The organism is Methylobacterium symbioticum (assembly GCF_902141845.1).
GTDB lineage: Bacteria > Pseudomonadota > Alphaproteobacteria > Rhizobiales > Beijerinckiaceae > Methylobacterium > Methylobacterium symbioticum.
Genome location: NZ_CABFPH010000025.1, coordinates 1 through 23,575, shown reverse-complemented (window position 1 = coordinate 23,575; position 23,575 = coordinate 1). Strand labels below are relative to the sequence as shown.

Below are 23,575 nucleotides of genomic sequence, written 5' to 3'. Positions count from 1 at the left end.
GTCAGTAGGCCTCGGCCGGCCGCGGGGGCGCGCCGTCCGGGGATGGGTAGGCCGGCGCCTCGGCGTGCAGCGCACGCAGCCGCTCAAGCGGCCTGCGGCCGAAGCGCAGGAACAGGACGGGGGTCAGGAAGGTGTCGAGCAACGTCGCGCTGATCAGGCCGCCGAAGATCGTCACCGCGACCGGGTGCAGGATCTCCTTGCCCGGGCTCGCCGCGTCGTAGAGCAGCGGCAACAGCGCCACGCCGGCCGAGAGCGCCGTCATCAGCACCGGGGTCAGCCGTTCCAGACTGCCGCGCACGACGAGTTCGGGCCCGAACGGCACGCCCTCGTGCAGCGACAGGTTCAGGTAGTGGCTGATCTTGAGGATGCCGTTGCGGGCCGCGATGCCGGTCAGCGTGATGAAGCCGATCATCGACGCGACCGAGAGCGGCTGCCCGACCAGCCACAGGGCCGCCACCGAGCCGATCAGGGCGAGCGGCACGTTGCCCATGATGATGAGCGCCAGCGCGGCCGAGCGGTAGCGGCTGTAGAGGATGGCGAAGACCAGCGCCAAGGACAGGCCGGAGAGCGCCGCGATGGTCCGGCTCGCCTCCTCCTGCGCCTGGAAGGTGCCCTCCAGGCTGGTGAAGAAGCCGGGCGGCATCGGCTCCTGGGCCACCGCCTCGCGGATCGCCGCCACGATCGTGGCCATGTCGCTCTCGGCCGTGGTGTTGGCCTGGACCACGATGCGGCGGCGGGCGTTCTCGCGCAGGATCTGGTTCGGCCCGTCCGTCTCGCGGATGTCCGCGACCTGGCGCGCCGGCACCCAGCCCGAGGGCGTCTCCAGCAGCAGGTCACCGAGGCCAGCCGTCGTCCGCCGGTTCTCCGACAGGCGCAGCACCACGTCGAAGCGGCGCACGCCGTCGACGACCGTCGAGACCACCCGCCCGTTCGAGAGGCGGCTGATCTGCTCGACGACCGCGGCGGGCTGGACCCCGTAGAGGGCCGCCCGGGTGTAGTCGACGCGCACCTCCAGCTGCGGGATGCGGACCTGCCGCTCGACCTGCAGGTCGGCGAGCCCCGGGATCTTGGCGAGGCGGTCCCTCAGGCCGTTCGCCACCCGGCGCAGGGCGTCGAGGTCGTCGCCGAACACCTTGAGCGCGATCTCAGCGCGGACGCCCGAGAGCATGTGGTCGAGCCGGTGCGAGATCGGCTGGCCGACGTTGACCGCCACCGGCAGGGCACCGAGGCGCCCGCGGATGTCGGCGACGAGCGCCTGCTTCGGACGCTTCAGCCCATCGTCCAGGGCGACGTCGATCTCGGAGGAATGCACCCCCTCGGCGTGTTCGTCGAGCTCGGCCCGGCCGGTCCGGCGGCCGACCGCCTTCACGCCCGGAATCTCCAGGAGCAGTTTTTCCGCGATCAGCCCGACCCGGTTGCTCTCGGCGAGCGAGATGCCCGGGTTGAAGGTCATGCTGACCGTGAACGAGCCCTCGTTGAACGGCGGCAGGAAGGCGCGCGGCAAGTTCCAGGCGGCGATGCCGGCGGCGGCCACCGCGGCCGCGACGGTGCCGACCAGCAGGCCCTTATGCCGGAAAGCCACCCGCAGCAGGGCGGCGTTGCCGCGCTTGAGCAGCTTCAGCAAGCGGCTGTCGTGCTCCTCCAGGTTCCGGAGCCCCGGCAGCAGCCAGGACGCCAGCACGGGCGTCAGGGTGATGGAGGTGAGCAGGCTCGCCAGGATGGAGATGATGTAGGCCTGCCCCAGGGGCGCGAAGAGCCGGCCCTCGATGCCTGAGAGCGCGAACAGCGGCACGAAGACCAGGATGATGATCAGCGTCGCGTAGACGATGCCGGAGCGGACCTCGTTCGAGGCCGAGACCACCACCTCGAAGGTGCTCCTAGGGTTGCCCGCCTTCCGATTCTCGCCGAGCCGTCGGTAGATGTTCTCGACGTCCACGACGGCGTCGTCGACGAGCTCGCCGATGGCGATGGCGAGCCCCCCGAGCGTCATCGTGTTGATGGACAGGCCGAACAGGTGGAACACCAGAGCGGTCGTCAGCACCGAAACCGGGATGGCCAGCAGCGAGATCGCGGTGGTGCGCACGTTCAAGAGGAAGGCGAACAGCACCAGGGCCACCACCAGCACGGCCTCGACGAGGACGCGCTCGACGTTGCGGATCGAAGTCTCGATGAAGTCGGCCTGCCGGAACAAGACCTGGTCGGCCTTGATGCCGCCGGGCAGGGTCGGGTTGAGTTCCTTCAGGGCGGTCTCGATGCTGCGGGTCAGCCGCACCGTGTCGACGTCGGGCTGCTTCTCGACCGAGACGATGACCGCGGGCTTGGCCATGTAGCCGGCATCGCCCCGCTTCACCTTCGCGGCGAAGGACACCTCGGCGAGTTGGCGCAGGTAGACCGGGGCGTCGGCGACCGTGGCGACCACGAGGTTGCGCAGGTCGTCGAGGCTCATGGTCCGGCCGATGTTCCGGATCAGGTACTCGCGGGCGTTCTGGTCGGTGAAGCCGCCGCCGGCGTTGGTGCCGAACTGCGCGAGCGCCGTCTCCAGCTGGGCGTTCGTCACCCCGAGCGCGCGCATCGCCGCCGGGTTTGGGCTGACCCGGAACTGGCGCACCTCGCCCCCGATGGGGATGACCTGCGCCACGCCCGGGATGGTCAGCAGCCGGGGCCGGATGGTGAAGTCGGCGACCTCGCGCACCTGCATCGGGGTCGCGGTCTCGCCCGTCACCGCCACCAGCAGGATCTGGCCCATGATGGACGAGATCGGCCCCATGACCGGGGTCACGCCGCGGGGCAGCTGGTCCTGCACCAGCGACAGCCGCTCGGCAACCTGCTGGCGATTGCGGTAGATGTCGGTGCCCCAGTCGAACTCGACGTAGGTGATCGAGAGCCCGACCCCCGAGACCGAGCGCACGCGGGTGACACCCGGCAACCCGTTCATCCGGGTCTCGATGGGATAGGTGACGAGCTGCTCGACCTCCTGAGGCGCGTACCCTTCCGCCTCGGTCATGACGGTGACGGTGGGCTTGTTGAGGTCCGGGAAGACGTCGACCGGCAGCTTGGTGGCGGTGAAGGCGCCGTACAGCACCAGCACCGCGGCGAGCGCGAGGACGAGCAGGCGGTTGCGGACCGACTGGCTGACGAGGACGGTGAACATGGCCGGCCTCCTCAGCGGACCTGGTCGAGGAGCTCGGCGCCCTGGGTCACCACCCGCTTGCCGGGTCCGATCCCCTCGGCCACCAGCAGGCGGGCGCCGTCGAGCGGCTCGACCCGCACGGGCCGCGCCTCGAAGCGCTCGGCGGTGGTGTGCTCGTAGACGACGTCCTGCCCGTTGCCGGTGCGCACCACGGCCGAGCGCGGCAGCGCCAGGCCGGCCTGCTCGGTCTCGGTCCCGGCCAGCACCGTGACGAACTGCCCGACGCGCAGGCCGGCGGCGTCGCCGAGGACCGCGAACTGCACCGGGATAGCCTGGTTGCGGTCGGCGAGCCCCGTGCCCTGGTAGGCGAGCTTGAGGGTCCGGCCATCCGCGAGCCGGGCGGTGGCGTTCTGCGCCGCGGTCAGCGCGTCGAAGCTGAGGGCCTCGACCCAGAGGCGGTTCGGGTCGACGATCTGGAACACCATCGCGCCGGGCGCGGCCATCTGCCCGGCCACGGCCGCGGCCTGCGCCACCACGCCGTCGACGGGCGCCACCAAGGTTTCGGGCTGCTGCCGGATCTTGTCGAGGGCGGCGCGGCGGTCGTGCAGGCCGTTCAGCTCCGCGACCGCGTCGTCGAGCTGGGTCTGGGCCACGGCGCCGGTGGTGGCGAGTTTTTTATAGCGCTCGACCCGGCGCTCGACGATGGCGACCTGCTGGTCGAGCTCGCCCTGCCGCTGGCGCATGTCGGAGACGTCGACGGCCTGGACCGGCGGCGTCACGGTCGCGAGCACGTCGCCCCTGCGCACCTTGGTGCCGAGGCGTGGGAAGAGGCCGGAGGGCGGTGGCGCGAGCCGGCCACCGACCGAGGACTGCACCACGCCGCTGGCGTTCGGGTCCGGGATGATGCGGCCCGGCAGCTCGACCGAGCGGTGGAAGCTGCCCTGCTCGGTCATGGTCGTTCGCAGGACGAGGAGCCGTTGCGTGGGCTTGGGCACGAACACGGAGCCGTCGGGCAGGCGCTGGGCGAGGTCAGCCGAGCCGGGGGCCCGCGCCTCGATCAGGGCGGCCCCCCGCATCGGCTCGCCGTGGTCCTCGTCGCCGTGCGCGAAGGCGGCGGTGCCGAGGATGAGGGTGATGCCGATGGCGAGCAGCGCCAGGGCGGGGGCGCCTCGGCGCCCGCGAACGACCGCGGTGACGAGCATGCCGAGCAGGAACGCGACGGCGACCGCCGCCACCAGCGTCGGGTCCTTGGCCGTCAGGCGCTCCCGGAGGCCGTGGGCGAACTCGGAGGCGCGTCCAAAGGCCGCTTGCGTCGGCGTCGGCTTGGCGGCCGCTGCGGCTGCCTGCGCGGCGGGATCGGGCACGGTGACCGCCACGGTCAACACGTCGACCGCATCCCCGGCCGTGACGGTCGCCACGAGCTCGTGCCGGCCGGGCTTCGCCAGCCAGGGCACCGGCAGCGCGTAGCCGCCCTCGGGCGTGGCCGCGGCGATCTTGGCCCCCTCCGGCGTCTCGACCTCGATGGTCGCGCCGGGCACCGGCTCGTTCGTCCGGAAGCGGTCGAGGAACAGCGTCAGGGTGCCGTCGCGCGGGATGGCGACGAGCTCGAAGGCGTCGGACAGCGCCTCGCCGCGCGGCGCGATGGTCTTGGTGACGGGCGGCGGCGCGGCGCCGTGGTCATGCCCTCGTGGGCGAGCGCGGGCCCCGCCAGGACGGCGGCAAGCAGCGCCACCGCCCCGGGGGCGGCGGCAAGACGGGTCGACATGAATGGGTATCCTCGCGTCGGGAAGTCCGGATGCACGCCGCGATGGCGGACGCAGTCCGGGCGTTGCGCGCCTCAGGCGCGCCTCACGTCACGCGAGGGTTCGTGGCGGCTTGGGCAGGGCCTCGGGGCCGACGCCCGGGCGGCCAGCGACGTCGTGCGGGATCAGCTTGGCAGTGCGGACCACGGGAAGTGACAGGGCCCCCGTGCCGGACATGATGCCCGACGCGCAACAGACCATGGTCCCGCAGCAGGAGCCCCTGCAGCCGGCCGGACAGCACCTACCGCCGGCGTCATTCGCTCGCAGCGAGGCCACCGGCTCGACGGCCGGCGCCTGAAGATCGACAGCGGTCCGGGGCCTCGCCGACGTCTTTACGACGCGCGAAGGGGCAGCGGAAACCGTGGTCTCAGCGATGGAGGGCGCCGCCTGGACATATGCCGCCGCGGCTTGGTGGCGGCCATGGTGCGCGTGGCCCTCGTGGGCCTGGACGGCGGACGGCGCGACGTAGGCGATGATCGCGAGGATCATCGCCGCCATCAGGCGCACGATTTGCCGGTCGGGGCTCATGAGGGCTGCTTACACCGTTTCCAGTGGCGGGACTATGTCGTCAGGGACGTGAATGCCGGCGTGCAGGTTTGGTTGCCGCGGCGGCGTTTCAAGGTGCCGCGGGCAACGGCTCGGCCGGGTAGCCGGCGGCCGTGATGGCCTGGGCGATGCGGTCGGCGAGGCCGCCGGCGCCCGAACCCGTCACGCGTTTGGCCCGCAGGTCGGCATTGACCCGAGCCCCGGACTCGACGCCGAGGACGGCGCGTGACGGCCTGGTCGCAGCCGCAACCCGGTTCCGAGACCCTGTATCGGGCCATGACGCTCTCCCCTCGGTGGCGTCCCGCTCAGATGGGGCTTCCCATAGTGGGAAGGTCAACAGGCTTTTCCGGGACAGGAGGTGAAAACCACAATTGATGGCTTTCCCTCGAAAAGACGCGCCACCCGAAGAAAGCCGCGCAAGCCGGGCTTTCCACCGAGTTCGCTGAGGCGTCGCATGAGCGCGGTCGCGCCGCCTGGCCAGGTCGGGGCCGAACCGGTCCAGCGATAGTCTCAGCCGCGCCCCTTGTCCTTCCGGTAATGGTCGCGAACGAGCTGACCCGGCGAGGGCTGCGCGACCATGGTGCCGCCGTACCCGGCTGCCTTGGCCAGGTTGATCGCATGATCTGCGCACTTGGCCGCGTATTCGCCTGCGCAAACCTCGTGGCCGTCCGTGTTCGTTGCGTAAACCAAGTAGGTGCGGTCGGGATTTGCCATGGTGTTTCGCCAGAATCGCAATCGACCGATTGTGAATCGAATCGAACGGTTTCGTCAAAATCGGATATCGGTCACGACGTGTATGACGGTCCGGGCGCAGCCGCCGCAGCCCATTTTCTCGACCCTGTAGCGGACCATGACGCCCTCCCGTCGGTGGCGTCCTACGCAGATGGGGCTTCCCCTGGTGGGAAGGTCAAGGGCCGCGGCGCCCGTCAGGCCGGCGCCCACACGGCAATCGTCGTCGCAGGCTCCTGGTGGCCGTGCCGGATGCCCTCCCAGCCGAGCCAGCCCGTGTAGAGGCCGACCAGGACGATCAGAGCCGCGGAGGCGTAGGGTCCCGCCGGGCGAAGGCGTCGAAGCCCGACCAGCGGTTCGCCACGTGCCTCACGCTGAGCGCGGCCAGGATTCCGGCCGACACCATCGTGAGCGCCAGCCCGATGCTGAAGCACACGACGAGCGCGAAGCCGAGGCTGAACTGCTTGAGCTGGATGCAGAGCAGCAGCACCGTGATGGCGGCCGGGCACGGGATCAGGCCGCCCGTCAGGCCGAACAGCACGATCTGACCGGTGGTCACGGTGCGGCCCCCGAACCGTCGCCGGATGGCCTCGGCGTGCGCCCGGGCGTGTGCGTCGTCCTCGTCGCCCAGGTTCAGGTGGTCGTGTGCGTGGCCGTGCTCCTCGAACGCGACCTCGTGGATCTCCGCCCCGGCGGACCCATCGAGGTGCAGCCGTGCCCTGAAGGCATGCGGCTCCGGGATCTCCTCCATGCTCTCCAGGAAGTCGCCCCCACTCGCGAACGAGAATGCCTGGCGGGCACCGTCGGGTCGGACCGTCTCAAGGGTGACGCGCTGGGCCGGGGGCAGCACGCCCTTGACCCGGCTCAGGCGCCAGCGCGGCGGCACGCCGTCCTCGATGACCTCCAGCTGGAAGACGCCATCGCGGGCCATGATGCCGTGGCCCTCGGCGTCGTGGTGGTGGTCGTGGTGCTGCTCGCGCCAGGTGCGCCACGCCATCCAGAGCGCGATGCCGACGATGAGGACGGCCGAGGCGAGCTGGAAGTACGGCTCGGACGCCTCGCCGCCCCACGCCTGCCCCAGGTACTGGCCGCCGAGCGCGATCACCCAGACGACCGCCGTGTGCGAGAGCGTCGCCGCCAAGCCCAGCAGGACCGCCTGCAGGACGGTGCCGCGGACCGCGATGATGAAGGCGGCCATCATCGTCTTGGAGTGGCCGGGCTCCAGGCCGTGCAGGGCGCCGAGCAGGATCGCGCTCGGCACGAACAGCCAGGCGTGCGCGGTCCCCTGCTGCAGCAATTCGGGAAACGGGACCATGACGGGTCGCCCTCCTACTTCAGATAGGTCCGGACGACCTCGATGAGCTCGGCCGCGCCCTTGGCACGCTCCGGGTCGGGCTCGCGAGCGGGGTCGACGACGTGATGGCGGATGTGGTCCTCCATCAGCTCGGCGGTCAGCCCGTTGATGGCGCCCCGCATCGAGGCGACCAGCATCAGCACGTCGGTGCAGCCGATCTCCGCCTCCAGGGCGCGCTCGACGGCCTCGGCCTGCCCCTTGATCCGGCGCACGCGCGCCAGAAGCTTGGTCTTGTCCTTGACGGTGTGGGACATGGGTCGGCTCCCTTCGCTTCGTAATATAGGGGGCTACCCTATGTATGTCGAGCGAGAAGCCCGTTGCGGGCGAGGGAGGGCGTGCCGTGACGGAGAAGGATCCCTGCACCGGCGTCTGCCGGTTCGATGGCCGGTCGGGCTGGTGCGTCGGCTGCGGCCGGACCAGTTCGGAGATCAGGGCATGGCGTAAGATGACGCCCTGTCGGCGCACGGCGCTCGCGCGCGAATTGCCGCGCCGAGTCCGGCAGGCCAGCGGGGAGGGGGCCGCGCCCTGACCGAGCGCGCCGCCTTCGACGCGACCGACCACACTGCCCGCGTGAGCCTTGCCGATGACAGCGTTCCCGAAGGCGGGATGGTACGCTCCCATCCGGATGCGAAGGACGGGTATGCCGCGCCGATGCAGGTGATGGACGAGACCGGGACCGACCGAACCCTCCCTGCCTGACGCGGCCTGGATCGGGAACCGCATCCGGGCCTGGCGCGACGACCCGGGCGGCTCCCACCGGACCTGGTCCCTGTGGGAGGAGCGCATCGAGAACTTCCGCGCGATCCGACGCCGCCTCCAGGCCGTGGTCGAGGAGATCCGGGCCGACACCTTCGGCAACGCCTACCGCGGCTCGTGACTGGAGACGGGGGCCCACGCGATCGCAGAGCAGCGCCAGGTCTTCCACGGCGCCGACCACGCCTTCCTCTGGAAGCCGAAGCTGCGCATCCCTGACATCCACGAGGACGGCGCCAACCAGGTCGCCTTCGGGCGCTTCCTCGACGCCTGCCTGCGCGGCACCGCCGAGGCGCAGGTGCTCGCGGCCATCCAAGCGCTCGACCAGGCGGGGATCACGAGCCTCGGCCCGGCGGCGGCGAACCTGCTCTACTTCCTGCACCCGACCTGGGTGAGCCCGTTCAACACGGCCATCGTGAAGGGCTACAACGCGCTGACCGGGGCCAACGCGACACTCGGCAAGTGGGACGAGTCCCTCGCCATGGGCCCGGGGGATCGTCGCCCTCAACGCCAGCCACCGGACGCTCCTCTCGAACGATGACGGGGGCGTCGCCGGCTTCCTGTTCGACGTCGGGTCCGGCCGCTGCCCGAGCGCGACGGGGGCCGCGGCCCTGGCCCGCCGGCGGGCGGACCTCGACCGGGTGCGGGCGCAGGCCGCGAGCAAGGCGGACCACACCCACACCGAGATCCAGGGCTGGCTGCGGGACCTCGGCCTGGCCCTCGGCTTCGACGTCTGGATCGCCTCGAACGACGCCGGCCGTCCCTACGGCCCCGGCCGCCTGTCGGGCGGCTGCCTCAACCGCCTGCCCGAACGCCTGACCGCGAGCGGCTCGGCCGAGACGGTGCAACTCATCGACGTGCTCTGGCTGGGCAAGGCGGGCGGCGACGTCGCGGCGGCCTTCGAGGTCGCGCGCACCACGAGCATCTATTCCGGCATCGTGCGCATGCTCGACCTCGCCCTCGGCGTCGAGGGCGGGACCGCGCGCAACTTCTTCCGGGTGGCTCGGGACAACCGCGGGGACGACGTGCGCGCCCAGTTCGCCGGGCCGGCGTTCTCGCGCGTGGGCGACCTCGACCCGCGTTACCTGCCCTCCAGCGAATTGCGCGGGACCCGCGAGGCCATTGCCCGCCCCGTCCGCATCGCACGATGACGCGGTGCGAGCCTATCCCTGAGGCATCTCGGGCCGCCGCCCGGCGGCAGACCGAGCCCATGGGCCGCCCCTTCCGGAAACCACGGAGGATAACCGGGAGCGAGAGCCCAAAGACTTCCCTCGTAAAACGCCCTTGACCCCGTACTACGGTACGGACCTTAGGCTCACGGGGCGTTGGTGATGCCGGGGCAGCACATGCGGGATCCGACCATCGGGAAGGCGGCGCGGGAGGCCGGCGTCGGCGTCGAGACCATCCGGTTCTACGAGCGCCAGGGCTTGATCGCGCAGCCGGCCAAGGGGGCCGGCTATCGGACCTACCCGCCCGAGGTGATCGCCCGCATCCGCTTCATCCGGCAGGCCCAGAGGATCGGGTTCTCCCTCAAGGAGGCGCAGGAGCTCCTCGCCCTGCGCGCCGACCCGCAGGCCGACTGCGGCGACGTGCGGGCCCGGGCCCGGCACAAGATCGCCGAGGTGGACGCGAGGATCGCCGAACTCCTGCGCGTCCGCGCCGCCCTGGAGGCCGTGGTCGCCTCGTGCCCGGGCCACGGCGGGCTGGGTGGCTGCACCATCCTGGAAGCCCTCGACGAGGCACCGCCGGCACCGGCGGCGTGCCGATGCGGCGCGCCGAGAAAGAGGAAGACGCCATGAGGACGGTCACCCTGAAGGTCGAAGGCTGGCGGTGCGCCGCCTGCTCCGCCTCGGTCGGCTCTCTGTTGGAGGCTCATCCCGGCGTCCGCGGCATCGACGTCTCCTTCGACGAGGGACGCGTCCGCGCCCTCTACGACCCGGCGACCACCAGCGAGGACCGCCTCGTCGAGCTGATCGAGAAGCGCGGCTTCCAGGTCGTGGCCCGTACTTCGGCCTGATCCGGCCGGCTGGACATTCCTGGAGACGGACCGATGGCCGCAGCAACCCTCGACACCGACTTTTCCCTGTGGAGCGAGGAGCCGGCGAGCCGGCCCGACCGGGCGCGCATCCGTGCCCGGATCGGCGGCCTGCACTGCTCGCTCTGCACCGGAACCATCGAGAAGGCTCTGGGCAGCCAGCCCGGCGTCGACAAGGTGGCGGTCAGCCTGACCCACGAGCAGGCCCTCGTCGAGTACGACCCGGCGGTCGCGCGGCCGGCGGCGCTGCTGGGGATCCTGCGCGACATCGGCTACACCATCTCCGACCCGCGCAAGGTCCGGCCCTACGAGGAGGAGGAGCGCGATCTCGTGCGCGAGAGCCGCCGCTTCGTCGTGGCGGTCGCCCTGAGCGTCGCCTCCATTCCCATCATCGCGGATCCCACCCTCGGCTGGATCGGCTTCCTACCCGCCCTGGTCTGCCTCAGCCTCGGCGCGATGGTCTTCCTCGTCCTGCGGAAGACCAGCCTCCTCGCCGCGGCCGCCAGCACCACCGGTCTCGCAGTCCTGGCACTCGGCCTGCTCTACCTGAACCTCCAGGGCTACCTAACGGCCTCCGCTCCCTGGCTCGTCGCCGCGCTCGCGGTCGTGCTCGTCTTCGGGGTTGGGCGCCACATCCTGCACATGGCCGTCCAGGCCCTCCGCCGCGGCATCCTGAACCAGCACGTGCTGCTGGAAATCGGCGCCTTCGCGGGCATGCTCGGCGGCGTCATCGGGCTGGTTCTCGACCGGCCGGACTACCCGACGGCCCCGTTCTTCGCCGTCTCGGTCATGGTCGCGACCTACCACATCTTCTCCGAGTGGCTGTCCCTCATCGTCAAGACGCGCAGCTCCCAGGCCGTGAAGCGGCTCCTCGACCTCCAGCCGGAGACCGCCCGCGTGGTCCGGGACGGCCAGGAGCGGGATGTGCCGCTGGACGCGGTCGCAGTCGGCGACCTCGTCCGCATCCGCCCCGGGGAGCGCGTGCCCGTCGACGGCACGGTCGCGGGCGGCCGCTCCGCCGTCGACCAGGCCCTCGTCACCGGCGAGCCGATCCCGGTCGAGCGCGCGGAGGGCGACGCCGTCATCGGCGGCTCGATCAACGGCACCGGCACCCTGCTGGTGCGGGTAACCGCGGTGGGGGCCGGCAGCTTCCTGCAGAAGGTGGTGCGCGAGGTCGAGGACGCCCGCGCCCTCAAGCCTGGCCTGCTCCACCTCGTCGACCGCGTCCTGCAGGTCTACACCCCGACCGTGCTCGCGGTGGCCGCGCTGGCCTTCGTCGGCTGGCTCGCCGGTTCGTGGTTGGCGGGCGGCGAACCCGACATCGAGCGGGCCGTGTTCGCGGGCTTGAGCGTCCTGGTCATGGGCTATCCCTGCGCCGTCGGGATCTCGGCACCGCTCTCCATCGTGCGGGGGTCCGGCGAAGCCGCCGAGCACGGCATCCTGATGCGGACCGGCGAGGCCTTCCAGGGCTATCGCCTCGTTGACACCGTCGTCTTCGATAAGACCGGGACCCTCACCGAGGGCCGGCCCGCGGTCCGCGAGGTCGAGGCGTTCTCCGGGAGCGAGGCCGATCTCGTCGCCGTTGCCGCCGCGGCCGAGGCCTCGTCCGAGCACCCGCTCGCGCAGGCGGTGGTCAAGGCCGCGTTCGCTCGCGGCGCCGTGCCCCCGGACGTGACCTCGTTCGAGGCCGTCCCGGGCAAGGGCATCGTCGCCCAGACCGAGGCGGGCAACGTCCTGGTCGGCAGCCCGGCCTTCCTCGCCGGCCACGGCATCGATCTCGCGCCCGCTTCAGCGCGCATCCTGACCCTGGAGGGGGCCGGGCGCACCGTCATCGTGGTCAGCCGGGACCATCGCCTGCTGGGTCTGCTCGCGCTCGACGACAGCCTGCGGTCCGACGCGGCGCAGGCGGTCGCGGCCTTGCGGGCTGAGGGCGTGAGGACGGTCCTGCTCACCGGTGACAACGAGCGGGCCGCCCGCCGGATTGCCGCCGAGGCGGGCATCGACGAGGTCCACGCGGGGGTGATGCCCGACGGCAAGGCGGAGACCGTGCGGCGCCTCCAGGCGACGGCCAAGGTCGCGATGGTCGGCGACGGCATCAACGACGCGCCCGCCCTGATGCAGGCCGATGTCGGCATCGCCATGGGCGGGGGCACCGACATCGCCATCGAGGCCGCCGACATCATCATCCTGTCGAACCGCCTGGCCGCGCTGCCGCTCGCCCGCCGCATCAGCCGGCGCAGCTACGCCAAGATGCTCCAGAACGTCTGGCTCGCCTTCGCCTTCAACGGCCTCGGCATCCCGATCGCCGCGACCGGCCTCATCAACCCGATCTGGGCCATGGTCGCCATGGCGGTGAGCGTCACCGCGATCTTCCTCAATTCCCTCTGGGGCCAGCCCGGACTGTTCCTGGGGGCGATCACGAGCGTCGGCAGCCTGCCCGGGACGAACGGGCTCGCCATCGAAGGAGGTCGGCGATGAGGTTCCTGATTTCTTCGAGCGGGGCGGCCGCACTGGCAGCTCTCCTCCTGGGACCGGTGGGGCCTGTTCGGGCCCAAGAGGACACGCCGGCCACGTCACGCCGCGGCTCCGATCTGAAGGTCGCGACCCTCCCGGTGGAAGGCATGGTCTGCCTCTCCTGCGCCGCCTCGATCAAGCGTGCGGTCCGGAAGGTGGACGGGGTGACCGACGCGGAGATCGATTTCGTCGGCCGCACGCTCCGCGTCACCTACGCCGCCGGCCGACCCCTCCTGCTCGGTCGCGTGCGGACGGCCGTCGCGGGCCTCGGCTACACCCCCGGTCCTCCCGTGGTGGCGCCGTGACGCTCGAACATCTCGTCCGGCCCCTGGCGACCGGCGCCGGCGGGCCGGCCGCCCTCTGGATCGCGTTCCTTGCCGGGGTCCTGGCCAGCGCGGTCTGCCCCTGCACCCTGCCGGTCGGGCTCGGCTTGGCCAGCGTCGCCGGGGCCTCGGAGGCGGGGTCCCGCCGCGCCGGCCTGCAGGTGGCCGGGTCCTTCTTCGCCGGAATCGTCCTGAGCCTCGCCGCCCTCGGCTCCGCGGTGGGACATCTCGGCGCGCTCGCGACGGAGGCGTTCGGCCGGAGCTGGGCCCTGCTCATGGCCGGCGTCTCGCTCGCGGCGGCGCTGCTCGCCTTCTGGTGGCCGCGCCTGCGCACCCGAGCGCTGACGGCCTGGCGCCACCCCGGCCTGCTCGGCGCCTTCGCCTACGGCGTGGTGTTCAGCGTCGGCACCTCGGCCGCGCCGCTGTTGCTGCTGCTCACGGTGGCGGCCGCGGAGGGTCGGGACGGGCGCGGCGTCGTCCTCGCCCTCGCCTTCGGCCTCGGTCGGGGCCTGCCCTTCCTCGCCGCCGGTGCGGCCGGGAGCGCGGTCACCCGCCTGGCCCGCCTCGGCGTCTGGGGCCGAGCCCTGCAGCTCCTCAGCGGCGCCGCCCTCCTACTGGTCAGCGCCTACTACGCGCGGGTCTACGCGGACCTGCTCTGAACCCCGGAGACCTCATGAGCGACGAAACCGCCTTTCTGACGGAGGTCACCCTCTCCGTGCCAACCATGTTATGCGACGGCTGCGCCGAGACGGTCCGTGACCTGCTGATGGCCATTCCGGGTGTCCGGCAGGCGAGGGCCAGCGCCTGGCGTAAGCACGTCGCCGTTCGCTTCGAGCCGTCCCGCGTCGGACCCGCGGAGATCCGGTCGGCGCTCGCCAATGGCGGGTTCGACGGCGCCGAGGTACAGGCATGATCCCCGGAACGGCGGAACCCGCGGAGGCTGACCGCGAGCGCCTCCTCCGCGTGCTCGCGGCAGCGGCGTTCGTGATCTTCTTTCAGGCGTTCATGGTCGCGCCGGTCCTGCCGCAGTTGGCGCAGGGGTTCGGCGTCTTGCCCGAGCGTGTCGGGCTCATCGTTCCGGCCTATTTGATTCCGTACGGCGCGGCGACGCTGGTCTACGGGCTGCTGGCGGACCGCCTCGGCGTCTGGCGCGTCATGGCGGGTTCCCTGGCCGCCTTCGCTGCGCTGACGGCCCTGACAGCCACGGCGAGCTCGGTCGGGCAACTCGCCACGTGGCGCTTCCTGACCGGCCTGGGGGCGAGCGGGGTCGTCCCCCTCGGCCTCGTTCTCGTGGGCCGGCTCTTCCCCTACGAACGACGCGGGCGCCCCTTGGGATGGCTGTTCGGCGCCATGGCCGGCGGCATGGCTTTCGGGTCGACCTTCGGCGCCCTGCTCGAACCGGTCGCCGGATGGCGCGGCCTCTTCCTGACCGTCGGCGCCGCCGGGGGCGCGCTCCTGCTCGTCCTTGCGCCGTCACGGGGGATCATCCCGGGCGCCACGGCGATCGGGACACGGCTGCCCGACCTGTTCCGCGGCTATCGCGACCTCCTGCTCATCCCACGCGGACGCCGCACCTATAGCTTCGTCCTGCTCAACTCGATGTTCCACTCCGGCGTGTTCACCTGGCTCGGCCTGTACTTCGAGCAGCGATACGGGCTCGGTCCCGTCGGGGTCGGCCTTGCGCTCCTCGGCTACGGCATCCCGGGCTTCCTCCTGGGGCCTGTCATCGGCCGCATCGCGGACCGGCGAGGGCGCGGCCGCCTGCTCCCGGTCGGGCTGCTCCTGGGGGCCTTCGCGGCGGCAGCTCTGACCCTCGACGCGCCGCTTCTCCTGGCTGCGGCGGCGGTAACGGTCCTGTCGCTCGGCTACGACATGACCCAGCCGCTGCTCGCCGGCGTCGTCACCGCGCTCGGGGGCCAACGTCCGGGGCAGGCCATGGGGCTCAACGTCTGCCTGCTGTTCACCGGGTTCGGGCTGGGAAGCCTGCTCTTCGGCGGATTGCTCCGCTTCGGGTTCGGGACGACGCTCGCGCTGTTCGCGGCGGCGGAACTGGCGCTGGCCGCAACTGCCGTGCGTCTCTTCAGGCCCGAGACGCCGTCCGTCGAAGGAGGACGCCCCTGAGCACGCCAACACCCGAATTCGAGGAGGATACCCTCGACACCGTCATCCTCTCCGCATTCCGGCAGGCGCGCCGCGAGGGACATCGCGACGCGGCCGAGCACCTCATGCGCGCCCTGGAGGCCCTCGCCGGCGCGGCCGACCCGTCGTCGGCATCGGCCTGCGTGGCCGAGGCATGCCTTGGCTTCGCGGACGAGCAGGGCACGGGACGCGCTTCCCCGACGTATGGAAGTCGATCGAGGCAGCCGCATTGAGCCTCGACGGTCCGTTCTCGTCCCGGGGCGGCAGGGTCTCTGAGGCGGAACGCGTCGGAGCGGAGCCGTGCCCCGCATTCGACACCTCTTAAGGCCGGGACGGCCCACCAGCCCAGTTTGAGGTGACCGCGGACGGCCCAACCGGCGCCGGCGGGCCGCTCGGGTGCACCGAGTCCCGCTGCGCAAGCGGAGCAGGAGCGTACCGTGCAGGAGGGCCCCGGTGCAGAGCCCCTGGAAGCGCTGGAGCGGCTCCGCCATCCTCGCTGCCGCTGCGCCGTACACGCGCTGGTTTGCCAAGCCGCGGACCTGCGCGAGCGTCGGGGACTCTCGGCCGGGCGAGGCGAAGCCCCAGGGGCGGGTGTCGCGGCCTCGTCGACGATCAGCGACGTGGACGTGCCTGTCACGAAGGCGGCGCCGCGGGACTCCGTCCGGCTGCGACGGCGCAGCCGGGTGCAAGCCACGCCCCCGCTCTCCGAGGCCGCCTGCCTTCACCTGCTCGTCGAGAACGCAGCCGTTCAGAGCATGTATCCGATGTCGGATGCTCCGGTTGGGTAGGCGAACATCGTCGTTTTCAGGTCTTCGGCCGTGAGACCATGCCGGATCGCCAGGCCGAAGATGTTGATGACCTCATCGACGTGGGGGCCGACCAAGTGCGCACCGAGCACGCGGTCGGTGTCCTCGTCGACCAGAACCTTGAAGCCGTAGGTGGGCTCGGCGACGCGCCGGGCCGTGTACCAGCCGGACACCCTCTGGCTCCGCAGGCGGAACCTCAAGTTCCTCTGCCGCGCCTCTGCCTCGCTCAGCCCGACGCTCGCGATCGGGGGGATAGTGAAGGCGACGCTCGGGACGCCGCGATAGTCAGGCCGGTACTGATTGCCCTCGATCATGTTCCGCACGGCAACCTTGGCGTCGTGGCTCGATACCGGCGTGAGGGGCGGCCCCGTCCGGGCGGCGTCGCCTGCGGCGTAGACGGCAGGGTTCGATGGGCTCTGCAGGAACGCGTTGAGCCTGAGATGCCCGCGCTCGTCCCGCGCGACGCCGGCGGCATCGAGCTGCAGCGGCTCCAGATCCGGGATTCGGCCCGCGGCGTGGACCACGAGGTCGGCCTCCATCGCCTCCTCGGCGCCGGTCTCGGACCGCGTCAGGACCGTGTACCCGTGCCCCGCCTTCTCGACCCGCACGACGGCGCGCCGCGTCCGCACGTCGATCCCCGCCTCGTGGAAGCTCTCCATGAGCCAACCGACGAGCTCGGGGTCGAACTGGGTCAGGAGGCGCTCGCCACGCTGCAGGATCGCGACGCTCGCGCCCGCCCGGGCCGCGATGTGCGAGAACTCGGCCGCGATGTAGCCACCCCCGACCAGGATGATACGAGGCGGGAGCTCCTCAAGCTCCAGGAACTCCTCGTTGGTGACGAGGTGCTCGGCGCCGGGAAAGGGGAGCGGCGCTGGGCGGGCTCCGGCCGCGATCAGGATGTGCCGCGCCTCGCAAACGCCCTCGCCCGCGATCGCGACCGCGTTCCGACCCACGAAGCGGGCTTGGCCGTGAAAGGCGTCGATGCCCTTCCCGGCGTAGTTCCTCGCCTGCTTCTCCGGGATCGGGGCCGTGAAGGTGCGCTTGAACGCCATGAGCTCCGGCCAGGACATCCGAGCCTCGGGCGCGACCACCCCGCGGGTGCGCATGCGGCGGATGTCGTCCATCACCTGGGCGCCGGTCACCAGCATCTTCTTGGGGTCGCATCCGCGCAGGGCGCAGGTGCCGCCGAAGGGCCGGAAGTCGGTCACTGCGACCTTACGGCCGGCGGCCGAGGCCCGATTGCTCGCGACCATGGCCGCCGTGCCACTGCCGATGATGATCAAGTCGTAGCTTCCAGCCATCTCGTTCACCCAGACTTGCGAGGGATGTCCTGCTCACCGGCAGCTCCTCTTCGGTCGCGAGCCCTGCCGGGACGGCCCGCATTGCGCGCGCAGGTGGCGCAGCACCGTCGGAGGTGTCAGCCGAAGCCGACCCGCCCGAGCGCTGCAAGGGCACCTGCGGCCGCCGGTTCGTACGGAGCCACGGAGGCCAGTGGCACGTCGGACGGAAGATGGATGGATGGGCAAGCCACAGCGGACGAGGGCAAGCGCGGCGAAGGCGAGGAAGGTGGCGACTCCCGCGCTCGCGCCGGTTCCGGGATATTGCCCACCTCACGCGAAGGGCCGCGAGCGGACAGCATGGAACCTCCCCGAACAGGTCGGCAGCCAGACAGGCGCAAGCGGGCCCCGGCTCGGCTTGGTGCCTCGGACGAGCCCGCGTCTGACCCGACCGGCGACAGAAGATGGGCCGATGGCCGCACGCACGATGGTCAACAAACCTGGAGCAGCTTCAGGTTTCCGCCGGGCCGGAAGTTTCTTCGGTTCCGTATCGGCCAGAGGTGAATGCGAAGTTCGGTCTGGATTGTCGAACAGGCTCGGCGGCGTCTGCCCGCGAACCTATCGGCCGGCCTCGGAGGGTGCCGGTTTGAGCGCGCTCGCTGCTGGCGGTCACGTGTGGAGCAGGCCGTCGGCCACCTGAGGCGGCGGGAAGCCGCCGGCCGCGTGCCCGAAGCATACGGCCGGCGGATGCAGGCGTCACGAGTCCTCGTCCTGGAACAGCGTCTCCATGATCGGACAGTCGGGTACGAGGCCGCCGATACAGGCCGCGGTCATGTCCTTCAGGACGCGCTCCATCCGCCGGAGGTCGGCGATCTTCGCCCGCACCGCGATCAGTTGGCGGTCGGCGACGCCCTGGACTTCCCCGCAGGTGACCGCGTGGCGGTCGACGAGCGTCAGCAGCGCCCGGATGTCCTCGACGCTGAACCCGAGCTCGCGGGCCCGGCGGATGAAGGTCAACCTCTGCCGGTGAGCTCGATCGTAGATCCGCTGGTTCCCGGCCGTCCGGGGCGGTGCCGGCAGGAGCTTGACCTTCTCGTAATACCGGATCGTCTCGATGTTGACGCCGGTTCCCTCAGAAAGCGCCCCGATGGTCAGGGCAGCGCGTCCGCGCGACGCAGGAACGATGCCCATGCAAATCTCCTTGAACCTGTAGTCGCTACAGATGCTAGCCCCTCCAAGGTGGGAGGGAAAGCCGTGTTGAAATTCTCCTTGATTGCCCGCGTCCCCCAGGCCTTGCGCAGGCATGCCCGGAGTGTGATCGACGAAATCTCGCGCTTCCGCCTCCGGCCGCTGCGCCTCGGGAGCCTTCCGGTCGTCCTGGCCCTGACCGGCCCGGCGCACGCCGGCGACGTGGGGCTCTTCGCGCTCCCGATCCCCGACAGCTACCCGGAAAGCGTGGCCGTCGGACCCGGTGGCACCATCTGGTTCACGGAGAAGCAGGGCAACAGGATCGGGCGGCTCGCTCCCGACGGCGAACTGACCGAATACCCCATCCCGACCCAAGACAGCCGCCCACAGGCGATCGTGGCCGGTCCGGACGGCGCCCTGTGGTTCACGCAGAACCGCGGCAACAAGATCGGGCGCATCACGCCTGCGGGCGTGATCACGGAATATCCGGTCCCGACGCCCGAGAGCTACCCGTTCGGCCTCACGACGGGGCCCGACGGTGCCCTGTGGTTCACGCTGTCGGGCACGAACCGGATCGGCCGCATCACGGCCGAGGGGAGGATGAGCGAGTTCAGCCTCGCCAAGACCCTGACGCCTTACGGCATCACGCTCGGGCCCGACGGCAATCTCTGGTTCACGGGCTTCAACAGCAACACGGTCGGCCGGATCACACCGGCCGGCCAGGTTGCGGAGTTCCCGCTGCCGACCCCAGATAGCGCCCCGCAAAATATCGTTTCCGGTCCGGACGGCGCCCTGTGGTTCACCGAGGCTGCGGCGGATGCCATCGGTCGGATCACGACAGACGGCAGCGTGACCGAGTTTACGCTCGCATCGTGCGCGCCTGGTTCCGTTTCCGAGGACGGCCACCCTGCCCGTTGTACGGGCACGAGGTCTCCCTGCGGCATCGCGGCCAGCAGCGACGCGCTGTGGGTGACGCAGCATTGTGGCGGACGGCTCAGCCGTCTGTCCCCGGGCGGACGGCTCAGCGAGATCGGTCTGGGCGGCCTCAAGGCACCGAACGGGATCGCAGTCGATCCGGACGGCGCCGTCTGGTTCGCCCTCGCCCGCTCGAACGGGATCGGGCGTCACCGGCCCGAGGGCGGCAACCGGTGAGCGACTCTCGGGTCTTCGCCGGGTCGTGGACGGGGCCGCAGGTCCGCCGGCGGCGACCCGGCACGGGCAAGACCGAGGGCGACGCATGTTCCACTCTGGCGAGACCATCGCCCGCGAGGAATGCGCCGCGCTATTGCCACGCTTCGGCGGCGCCGGGCTGCTTCCGGCCGTTGCCACCGACGCGGGCTCCGGCGCCGTCCTGATGCTGGCCTGGATGAAGGCCGCCGCGCTCCACAGGAGCATCGAGACCGGTGAGGCGTGGTTCTGGAGCCGGTCCCGGCAGCGCCTCTGGCACAGGGGCGCGACGAGCGGGCAGGTCCAACACGTCCAGGAGATCCGGGTGGACTGCGGCCAGGACGCGATCTGGCTGAGGGTTCGCCTGGCCGGTCGAGCAGGGTCCTGTCACACCGGCCGCTCCAGCTGCTTCTACCGTCGCGTGGTGACCGGGCCGGACGGGCCGATCCCTCATCCTGGACCCGATCCCACCGGGGCAGCCCGCAGAGCCGTCCCGAGGCCGGAGCGAGGAACACGTGAACGGCCCAAATCAGCGCTTGCACCTGTAGTCGCTACAGGTTGCACAATCCGGACATCGAAAGGATCCCACATGGACAAGTTGGTTGGCACGGCTCCATGCGAGAGCACGGTCGCACCGCGCAGCGAGGCCGAAGGGGACGGGCAGAGGATCGCTGCCGTCGGCGGCATCCTCGCCGCGCTCGGAGCCTCCTCCTGCTGCATCCTGCCCCTCGCACTCTTCAGCCTCGGCGTCAGCGGGGCCTGGATCGGCAACCTGACCGCGCTCGCGCGCTACCAGCCCGTCTTCATCGCCGCGGCGGTGGCGTTCCTTGGCTTCGGGTTCTGGCGGGCCTACCGCCGGCCGGCGGCCTGCGCGGATGCCGGCGCGTGCGCGCGGCCCGGCTCGGGCCGTCTCGCCAGGATCGGGCTGTGGATTGCCGCCGCACTCGTCCTGGCGGCCGTGACCTTCCCCTACACCGCCCCCCTGTTCGTCTGACCCTCACCGTCCTTACCCAGGAGATCACTATGAAGATCTTGCTTCGCGCCCTCATCGCCGGATCGGTCCTGGCGCCGGCCGGTGGCGCCTTCGCCGCCCCGCGCACGGCCATTCTCGACGTCCAGAACGTGAGCTGCGTCACCTGCGCGCCCATCGTCAAGAAGACGTTGTCGCGCCTCGACGGGGTGACCCAGGTCACGGTCGTCGAACGTGGCGGCACGGCCACGGCCACCGTGACCTTCGACGACGACAAGGTCACGGCCGAGGCCCTGTCCGGGGCGGCCACCAACGCCGGGTACCCGTCCTCCGTGAAGGAGGTGAGGAACGCGGCCGCCGACATCACCGGCAGCCCCGCTCAGGCGCGCTGACGAGGCCCGGGACATCATTCTGGCGACCGCCATCTCCTTCGAGCCGGCGCCTGCCCGGCCGCGCCCTGGCGCGCGACGCCCATCCCGGTGGCCGTCCCAGGATCGGGCGGTCTCGCGGCCGGGGCCACCGGGGCCGACGGTGTCCCGGTCCCGCCAATCCTCGTCCTGGGCAGCTCAGCCGGGATCAAGCCCGATCGGTTCAACACCTCCACGCGTCCGGCGGCATCCGAGTGCCGCGGCGCGGACGAACACACACGGAAGCTGAGATCATGAGCGATTGCTGCAGCACCCCGCGCGGGAACAACGGCAGCGGCCCCTACGACCTCGTCGTCGTCGGCGCCGGTTCGGCCGGGTTCTCGGCCGCGATCACGGCCGCCGAGCAGGGCGCACAGGTCGCCCTCATCGGGCACGGCACGTTGGGCGGCAGCTGCGTGAACGTGGGCTGCGTCCCCTCGAAGGCCCTGATCCGGGCCGCGGAGACCGTGCACCATGCCAACACCGCGGGCGGCCGGTTCGCGGGCATCCAGGCCCAGGCTCGGGTGACCGACTGGCGCGCCCAGGTCGCCCAGAAGGACGCCCTGGTGCAGGGCCTGCGCCAGGCGAAGTACGCGGACCTCCTGCCGGCCTACAACAACGTGTCCTACCACGAGGGTCGCGCGCGCCTCGTCGCCGGCGGGGTCGAGGCAGGGGGCCGGCATTTCGCGGCGAATCGCATCCTCATCGCCACGGGCACGCGCCCGGCCATGCCGAACATTCCCGGCCTTGCCGACGCCTCGCCCCTCGACAGCACCGCGGCGCTTGCCCTCACCGAACTTCCGCGCTCGATGATCGTCCTCGGCGGCGGCTACATCGGCGCGGAGCTTGCGCAGACCTTCGCGCGGGTCGGGGTCGCCGTGACGCTCGTCTGCCGCAGCCGGCTCCTGCCCGCGGCGGAGCCGGAGATCGGGGAGGCCCTCGCCGGCTATCTGGCCGGCGAAGGCATCGCCGTTCTGGGCGGCCTGTCCTACGAGGCCGTGGACAGGACGGAGGGTGGCGTGAGCCTTACGTTCTGGCGGGACGGCCGCCGGGAGACCGTCACGGCCGAGCGGATCCTGGCGGCGACCGGGCGCACCGCGAATACCGAGGACCTCGGTCTCGCCGACGCGGGTGTCGCCCAGACGCCGACGGGCGCCATCGTGGTCGACGACCGCATGCGCACCTCGAAGCCGGGCATCTACGCTGCCGGCGACGTCACCGGGAAGGACCAGTTCGTCTACATGGCGGCCTACGGCGCGAAACTGGCCGCCAAGAACGCCCTCAACGGCGACAGCCTGCGCTACGACAACAGGGCGATGCCGGCCGTGGTGTTCACCGACCCTCAGGTCGGAAGCGTCGGCCTCACCGAGGTGCAGGCCCGGGCGGCCGGGTACGACGTGCGCACCTCGGTGCTCACGCTCGACAACGTGCCCCGCGCGCTCGCGGCGCGCGACACGCGCGGGCTGATCAAGCTCGTGGCGGATCGCGCGACCCGGCAGCTGTTGGGAGCGCATATCCTGGCCCCCGAGGGCGCGGACAGCATCCAGACGGCGGCGATGGCCATCCGCGGCGGGCTGACCATCGACGCGCTCGCGGAGACGATCTTCCCATACCTGACCACCGTCGAGGGTCTCAAGCTCGCGGCCCAGACCTTCGACAGGGACGTCAGGAAATTGTCCTGCTGCGCCGGTTAACCGGGATGCCCAGGATCCGCAGGGGGATGTCTTCCGACCTGCAGGCGAGACCGCAGCGTTCTGCCGTCGAGATCAGGCCGGGCGTGCTCCGCCCGGAATGGTCGGCCGCTGTCTCGCCTGGCGCGCGGGCCGCGCTCGCCCGGCGACGGCTGCGCGGTCCAGCTTGATCGAGGCGTAAGCGCGTCCGCTGGAGGCCGATGAGGATCGGCTCTGGCGCGCCGTCCGCCGCCTCTACGCGGCACGGGGACGTCCACCCTGGCGCCATCGCCGCCACGGTGGGCGTCGCCGAGGATCATGCGCGAGCCCGCCTGGGACGCTTGCGGCGGCGGGACCTGATCGGCCTGGAGCCCGCGACGGCGGTCATCCGGTACGCGTACCCGTTCTCACGCGTCGCGACAGGCCACCGGGCCTTGCTCGGTGGGCAGTCCCTCAATGCCCTCTGCGCCATCGATGCCGCCATCGCAAGGAGAGGGGAGAACCGTGGCAGACCGGGCGGTCTCCGGCGGGTTAAGTCGGCCGGAACGCCTGCACCACGGCCGGATCCGTCTCGATACGCGCTGCCCCGATCAGGTCCAGGCAATACGGGATGGCCGGGAATACGGCGAGCAGGCTGACGCGGATGGACGAGGGACGCCCGGGACATGTGTGGATGCCCCCTGTTTGGCAAGCATGATCTTTGAGATTTCGGCGGGGTCTTCGATCGGACGTGTGTCAGGCCTCACAATGTGGCCTTCGATGACG

General features: G+C 71.3%; 20 protein-coding genes and 4 pseudogenes. 15 read left to right on the top strand and 9 right to left on the bottom strand.

Features of this window, described 5'->3' with window-relative positions; translation table 11 throughout:
• Position 1: 1 nt before the first annotated feature.
• The 6 genes and pseudogenes from MET9862_RS10885 to MET9862_RS10855 all read right to left on the bottom strand — a co-directional run bounded on the left by MET9862_RS10885 (position 2) and on the right by MET9862_RS10855 (position 7,815).
• Positions 2-3,151: an efflux RND transporter permease subunit gene (locus MET9862_RS10885; RefSeq protein ID WP_012752947.1), complete on the bottom strand. Its 3,150-nt coding sequence runs from the start codon at positions 3,149-3,151 to the stop codon at positions 2-4.
• An 11-nt stretch (positions 3,152-3,162) separates the two neighbouring features.
• Positions 3,163-4,895, bottom strand: a pseudogene (locus MET9862_RS10880) (efflux RND transporter periplasmic adaptor subunit).
• 88 nt (positions 4,896-4,983) lie between these two features.
• Entirely contained in the window at positions 4,984-5,460 is a 477-nt protein-coding gene (locus MET9862_RS10875) for a hypothetical protein (RefSeq protein ID WP_012752950.1), read from the bottom strand.
• 528 nt (positions 5,461-5,988) lie between these two features.
• The gene (locus tag MET9862_RS10865) at positions 5,989-6,192 is read right to left on the bottom strand and encodes a hypothetical protein (protein ID WP_009865907.1); all 204 of its coding nucleotides are present in this window, start codon (positions 6,190-6,192) and stop codon (positions 5,989-5,991) included.
• A gap of 212 nt (positions 6,193-6,404) precedes the next feature.
• Positions 6,405-7,522: pseudogene (locus MET9862_RS30440) on the bottom strand (nickel/cobalt efflux transporter).
• Positions 7,523-7,536: 14 nt separating this feature from the next.
• Positions 7,537-7,815 (bottom strand): metal/formaldehyde-sensitive transcriptional repressor, encoded by a 279-nt coding sequence (locus MET9862_RS10855; protein ID WP_009866592.1) that lies wholly within the window; start codon positions 7,813-7,815, stop codon positions 7,537-7,539.
• Between the two features lie 44 nt (positions 7,816-7,859).
• Between MET9862_RS10855 and MET9862_RS10850 the strand changes: the two genes are divergently transcribed.
• From MET9862_RS10850 to MET9862_RS10810, 10 genes are all read left to right on the top strand, one after another.
• The gene (locus MET9862_RS10850; RefSeq protein WP_012752952.1) at positions 7,860-8,090 is read left to right on the top strand and encodes a DUF1289 domain-containing protein; all 231 of its coding nucleotides are present in this window, start codon (positions 7,860-7,862) and stop codon (positions 8,088-8,090) included.
• A 522-nt stretch (positions 8,091-8,612) separates the two neighbouring features.
• Positions 8,613-8,855, top strand: a complete 243-nt coding sequence (locus MET9862_RS30750) for a hypothetical protein (protein WP_009866593.1) — start codon at positions 8,613-8,615, stop codon at positions 8,853-8,855.
• 100 nt (positions 8,856-8,955) lie between these two features.
• Entirely contained in the window at positions 8,956-9,465 is a 510-nt protein-coding gene (locus MET9862_RS30745; protein WP_238231528.1) for a type II restriction enzyme NmeDI-related protein, read from the top strand.
• A 195-nt stretch (positions 9,466-9,660) separates the two neighbouring features.
• Positions 9,661-10,113: a MerR family DNA-binding protein gene (locus MET9862_RS10840; protein WP_009866299.1), complete on the top strand. Its 453-nt coding sequence runs from the start codon at positions 9,661-9,663 to the stop codon at positions 10,111-10,113.
• Positions 10,110-10,331 (top strand): heavy-metal-associated domain-containing protein, encoded by a 222-nt coding sequence (locus MET9862_RS29810; RefSeq protein WP_043766175.1) that lies wholly within the window; start codon positions 10,110-10,112, stop codon positions 10,329-10,331. The genes MET9862_RS10840 and MET9862_RS29810 overlap by 4 nt, the downstream gene beginning before the upstream one ends.
• Positions 10,332-10,364: 33 nt before the next feature.
• Positions 10,365-12,827, top strand: a complete 2,463-nt coding sequence (locus tag MET9862_RS10830) for a heavy metal translocating P-type ATPase (protein ID WP_012752954.1) — start codon at positions 10,365-10,367, stop codon at positions 12,825-12,827.
• A complete protein-coding gene (locus MET9862_RS10825) occupies positions 12,824-13,168 on the top strand; it encodes a heavy-metal-associated domain-containing protein (protein ID WP_012752955.1) in 345 nt (114 codons plus the stop codon). Before MET9862_RS10830 ends, MET9862_RS10825 begins: the two co-directional genes overlap by 4 nt.
• The gene (locus tag MET9862_RS10820) at positions 13,165-13,845 is read left to right on the top strand and encodes a cytochrome c biogenesis CcdA family protein (protein WP_009866213.1); all 681 of its coding nucleotides are present in this window, start codon (positions 13,165-13,167) and stop codon (positions 13,843-13,845) included. Before MET9862_RS10825 ends, MET9862_RS10820 begins: the two co-directional genes overlap by 4 nt.
• A 14-nt stretch (positions 13,846-13,859) precedes the next feature.
• Positions 13,860-14,099, top strand: a complete 240-nt coding sequence (locus tag MET9862_RS10815; protein WP_012752956.1) for a heavy-metal-associated domain-containing protein — start codon at positions 13,860-13,862, stop codon at positions 14,097-14,099.
• Positions 14,096-15,307, top strand: coding sequence for an MFS transporter (locus MET9862_RS10810; RefSeq protein ID WP_012752957.1), 1,212 nt, complete (start codon positions 14,096-14,098; stop codon positions 15,305-15,307). The genes MET9862_RS10815 and MET9862_RS10810 overlap by 4 nt, the downstream gene beginning before the upstream one ends.
• Positions 15,308-16,073: 766 nt before the next feature.
• Here MET9862_RS10810 and MET9862_RS10805 read toward each other — a convergent pair.
• Together MET9862_RS10805 and MET9862_RS10800 are read right to left on the bottom strand one after the other, a co-directional pair.
• Positions 16,074-17,432 carry a dihydrolipoyl dehydrogenase family protein gene (locus tag MET9862_RS10805; protein WP_012752959.1) on the bottom strand — a complete coding sequence of 453 codons (1,359 nt, stop codon included), beginning with the start codon at positions 17,430-17,432 and terminating at the stop codon, positions 16,074-16,076.
• Positions 17,433-18,164: 732 nt separating this feature from the next.
• The gene (locus MET9862_RS10800; RefSeq protein ID WP_012752960.1) at positions 18,165-18,599 is read right to left on the bottom strand and encodes a MerR family transcriptional regulator; all 435 of its coding nucleotides are present in this window, start codon (positions 18,597-18,599) and stop codon (positions 18,165-18,167) included.
• A gap of 219 nt (positions 18,600-18,818) precedes the next feature.
• Between MET9862_RS10800 and MET9862_RS10795 the strand changes: the two genes are divergently transcribed.
• The 5 genes and pseudogenes from MET9862_RS10795 to merA all read left to right on the top strand — a co-directional run bounded on the left by MET9862_RS10795 (position 18,819) and on the right by merA (position 22,834).
• Positions 18,819-19,748: a Vgb family protein gene (locus MET9862_RS10795; RefSeq protein ID WP_043766830.1), complete on the top strand. Its 930-nt coding sequence runs from the start codon at positions 18,819-18,821 to the stop codon at positions 19,746-19,748.
• An 85-nt stretch (positions 19,749-19,833) separates the two neighbouring features.
• A pseudogene (gene hisI / locus MET9862_RS10790) lies at positions 19,834-20,211 on the top strand (phosphoribosyl-AMP cyclohydrolase); the annotation flags it as partial.
• A 141-nt stretch (positions 20,212-20,352) separates the two neighbouring features.
• Entirely contained in the window at positions 20,353-20,757 is a 405-nt protein-coding gene (locus MET9862_RS10785) for a mercuric transporter MerT family protein (protein ID WP_009865694.1), read from the top strand.
• Positions 20,758-20,786: 29 nt separating this feature from the next.
• Positions 20,787-21,125, top strand: a complete 339-nt coding sequence (locus MET9862_RS10780; protein ID WP_012752962.1) for a cation transporter — start codon at positions 20,787-20,789, stop codon at positions 21,123-21,125.
• Between the two features lie 269 nt (positions 21,126-21,394).
• Entirely contained in the window at positions 21,395-22,834 is a 1,440-nt protein-coding gene (gene merA, locus MET9862_RS10775; protein WP_012752963.1) for a mercury(II) reductase, read from the top strand.
• 507 nt (positions 22,835-23,341) lie between these two features.
• On the opposite strand, the pseudogene MET9862_RS30035 reads toward merA, so the two are convergent.
• Positions 23,342-23,476: pseudogene (locus tag MET9862_RS30035) on the bottom strand (molybdopterin adenylyltransferase); the annotation flags it as partial.
• Positions 23,477-23,575: the final 99 nt, after the last annotated feature.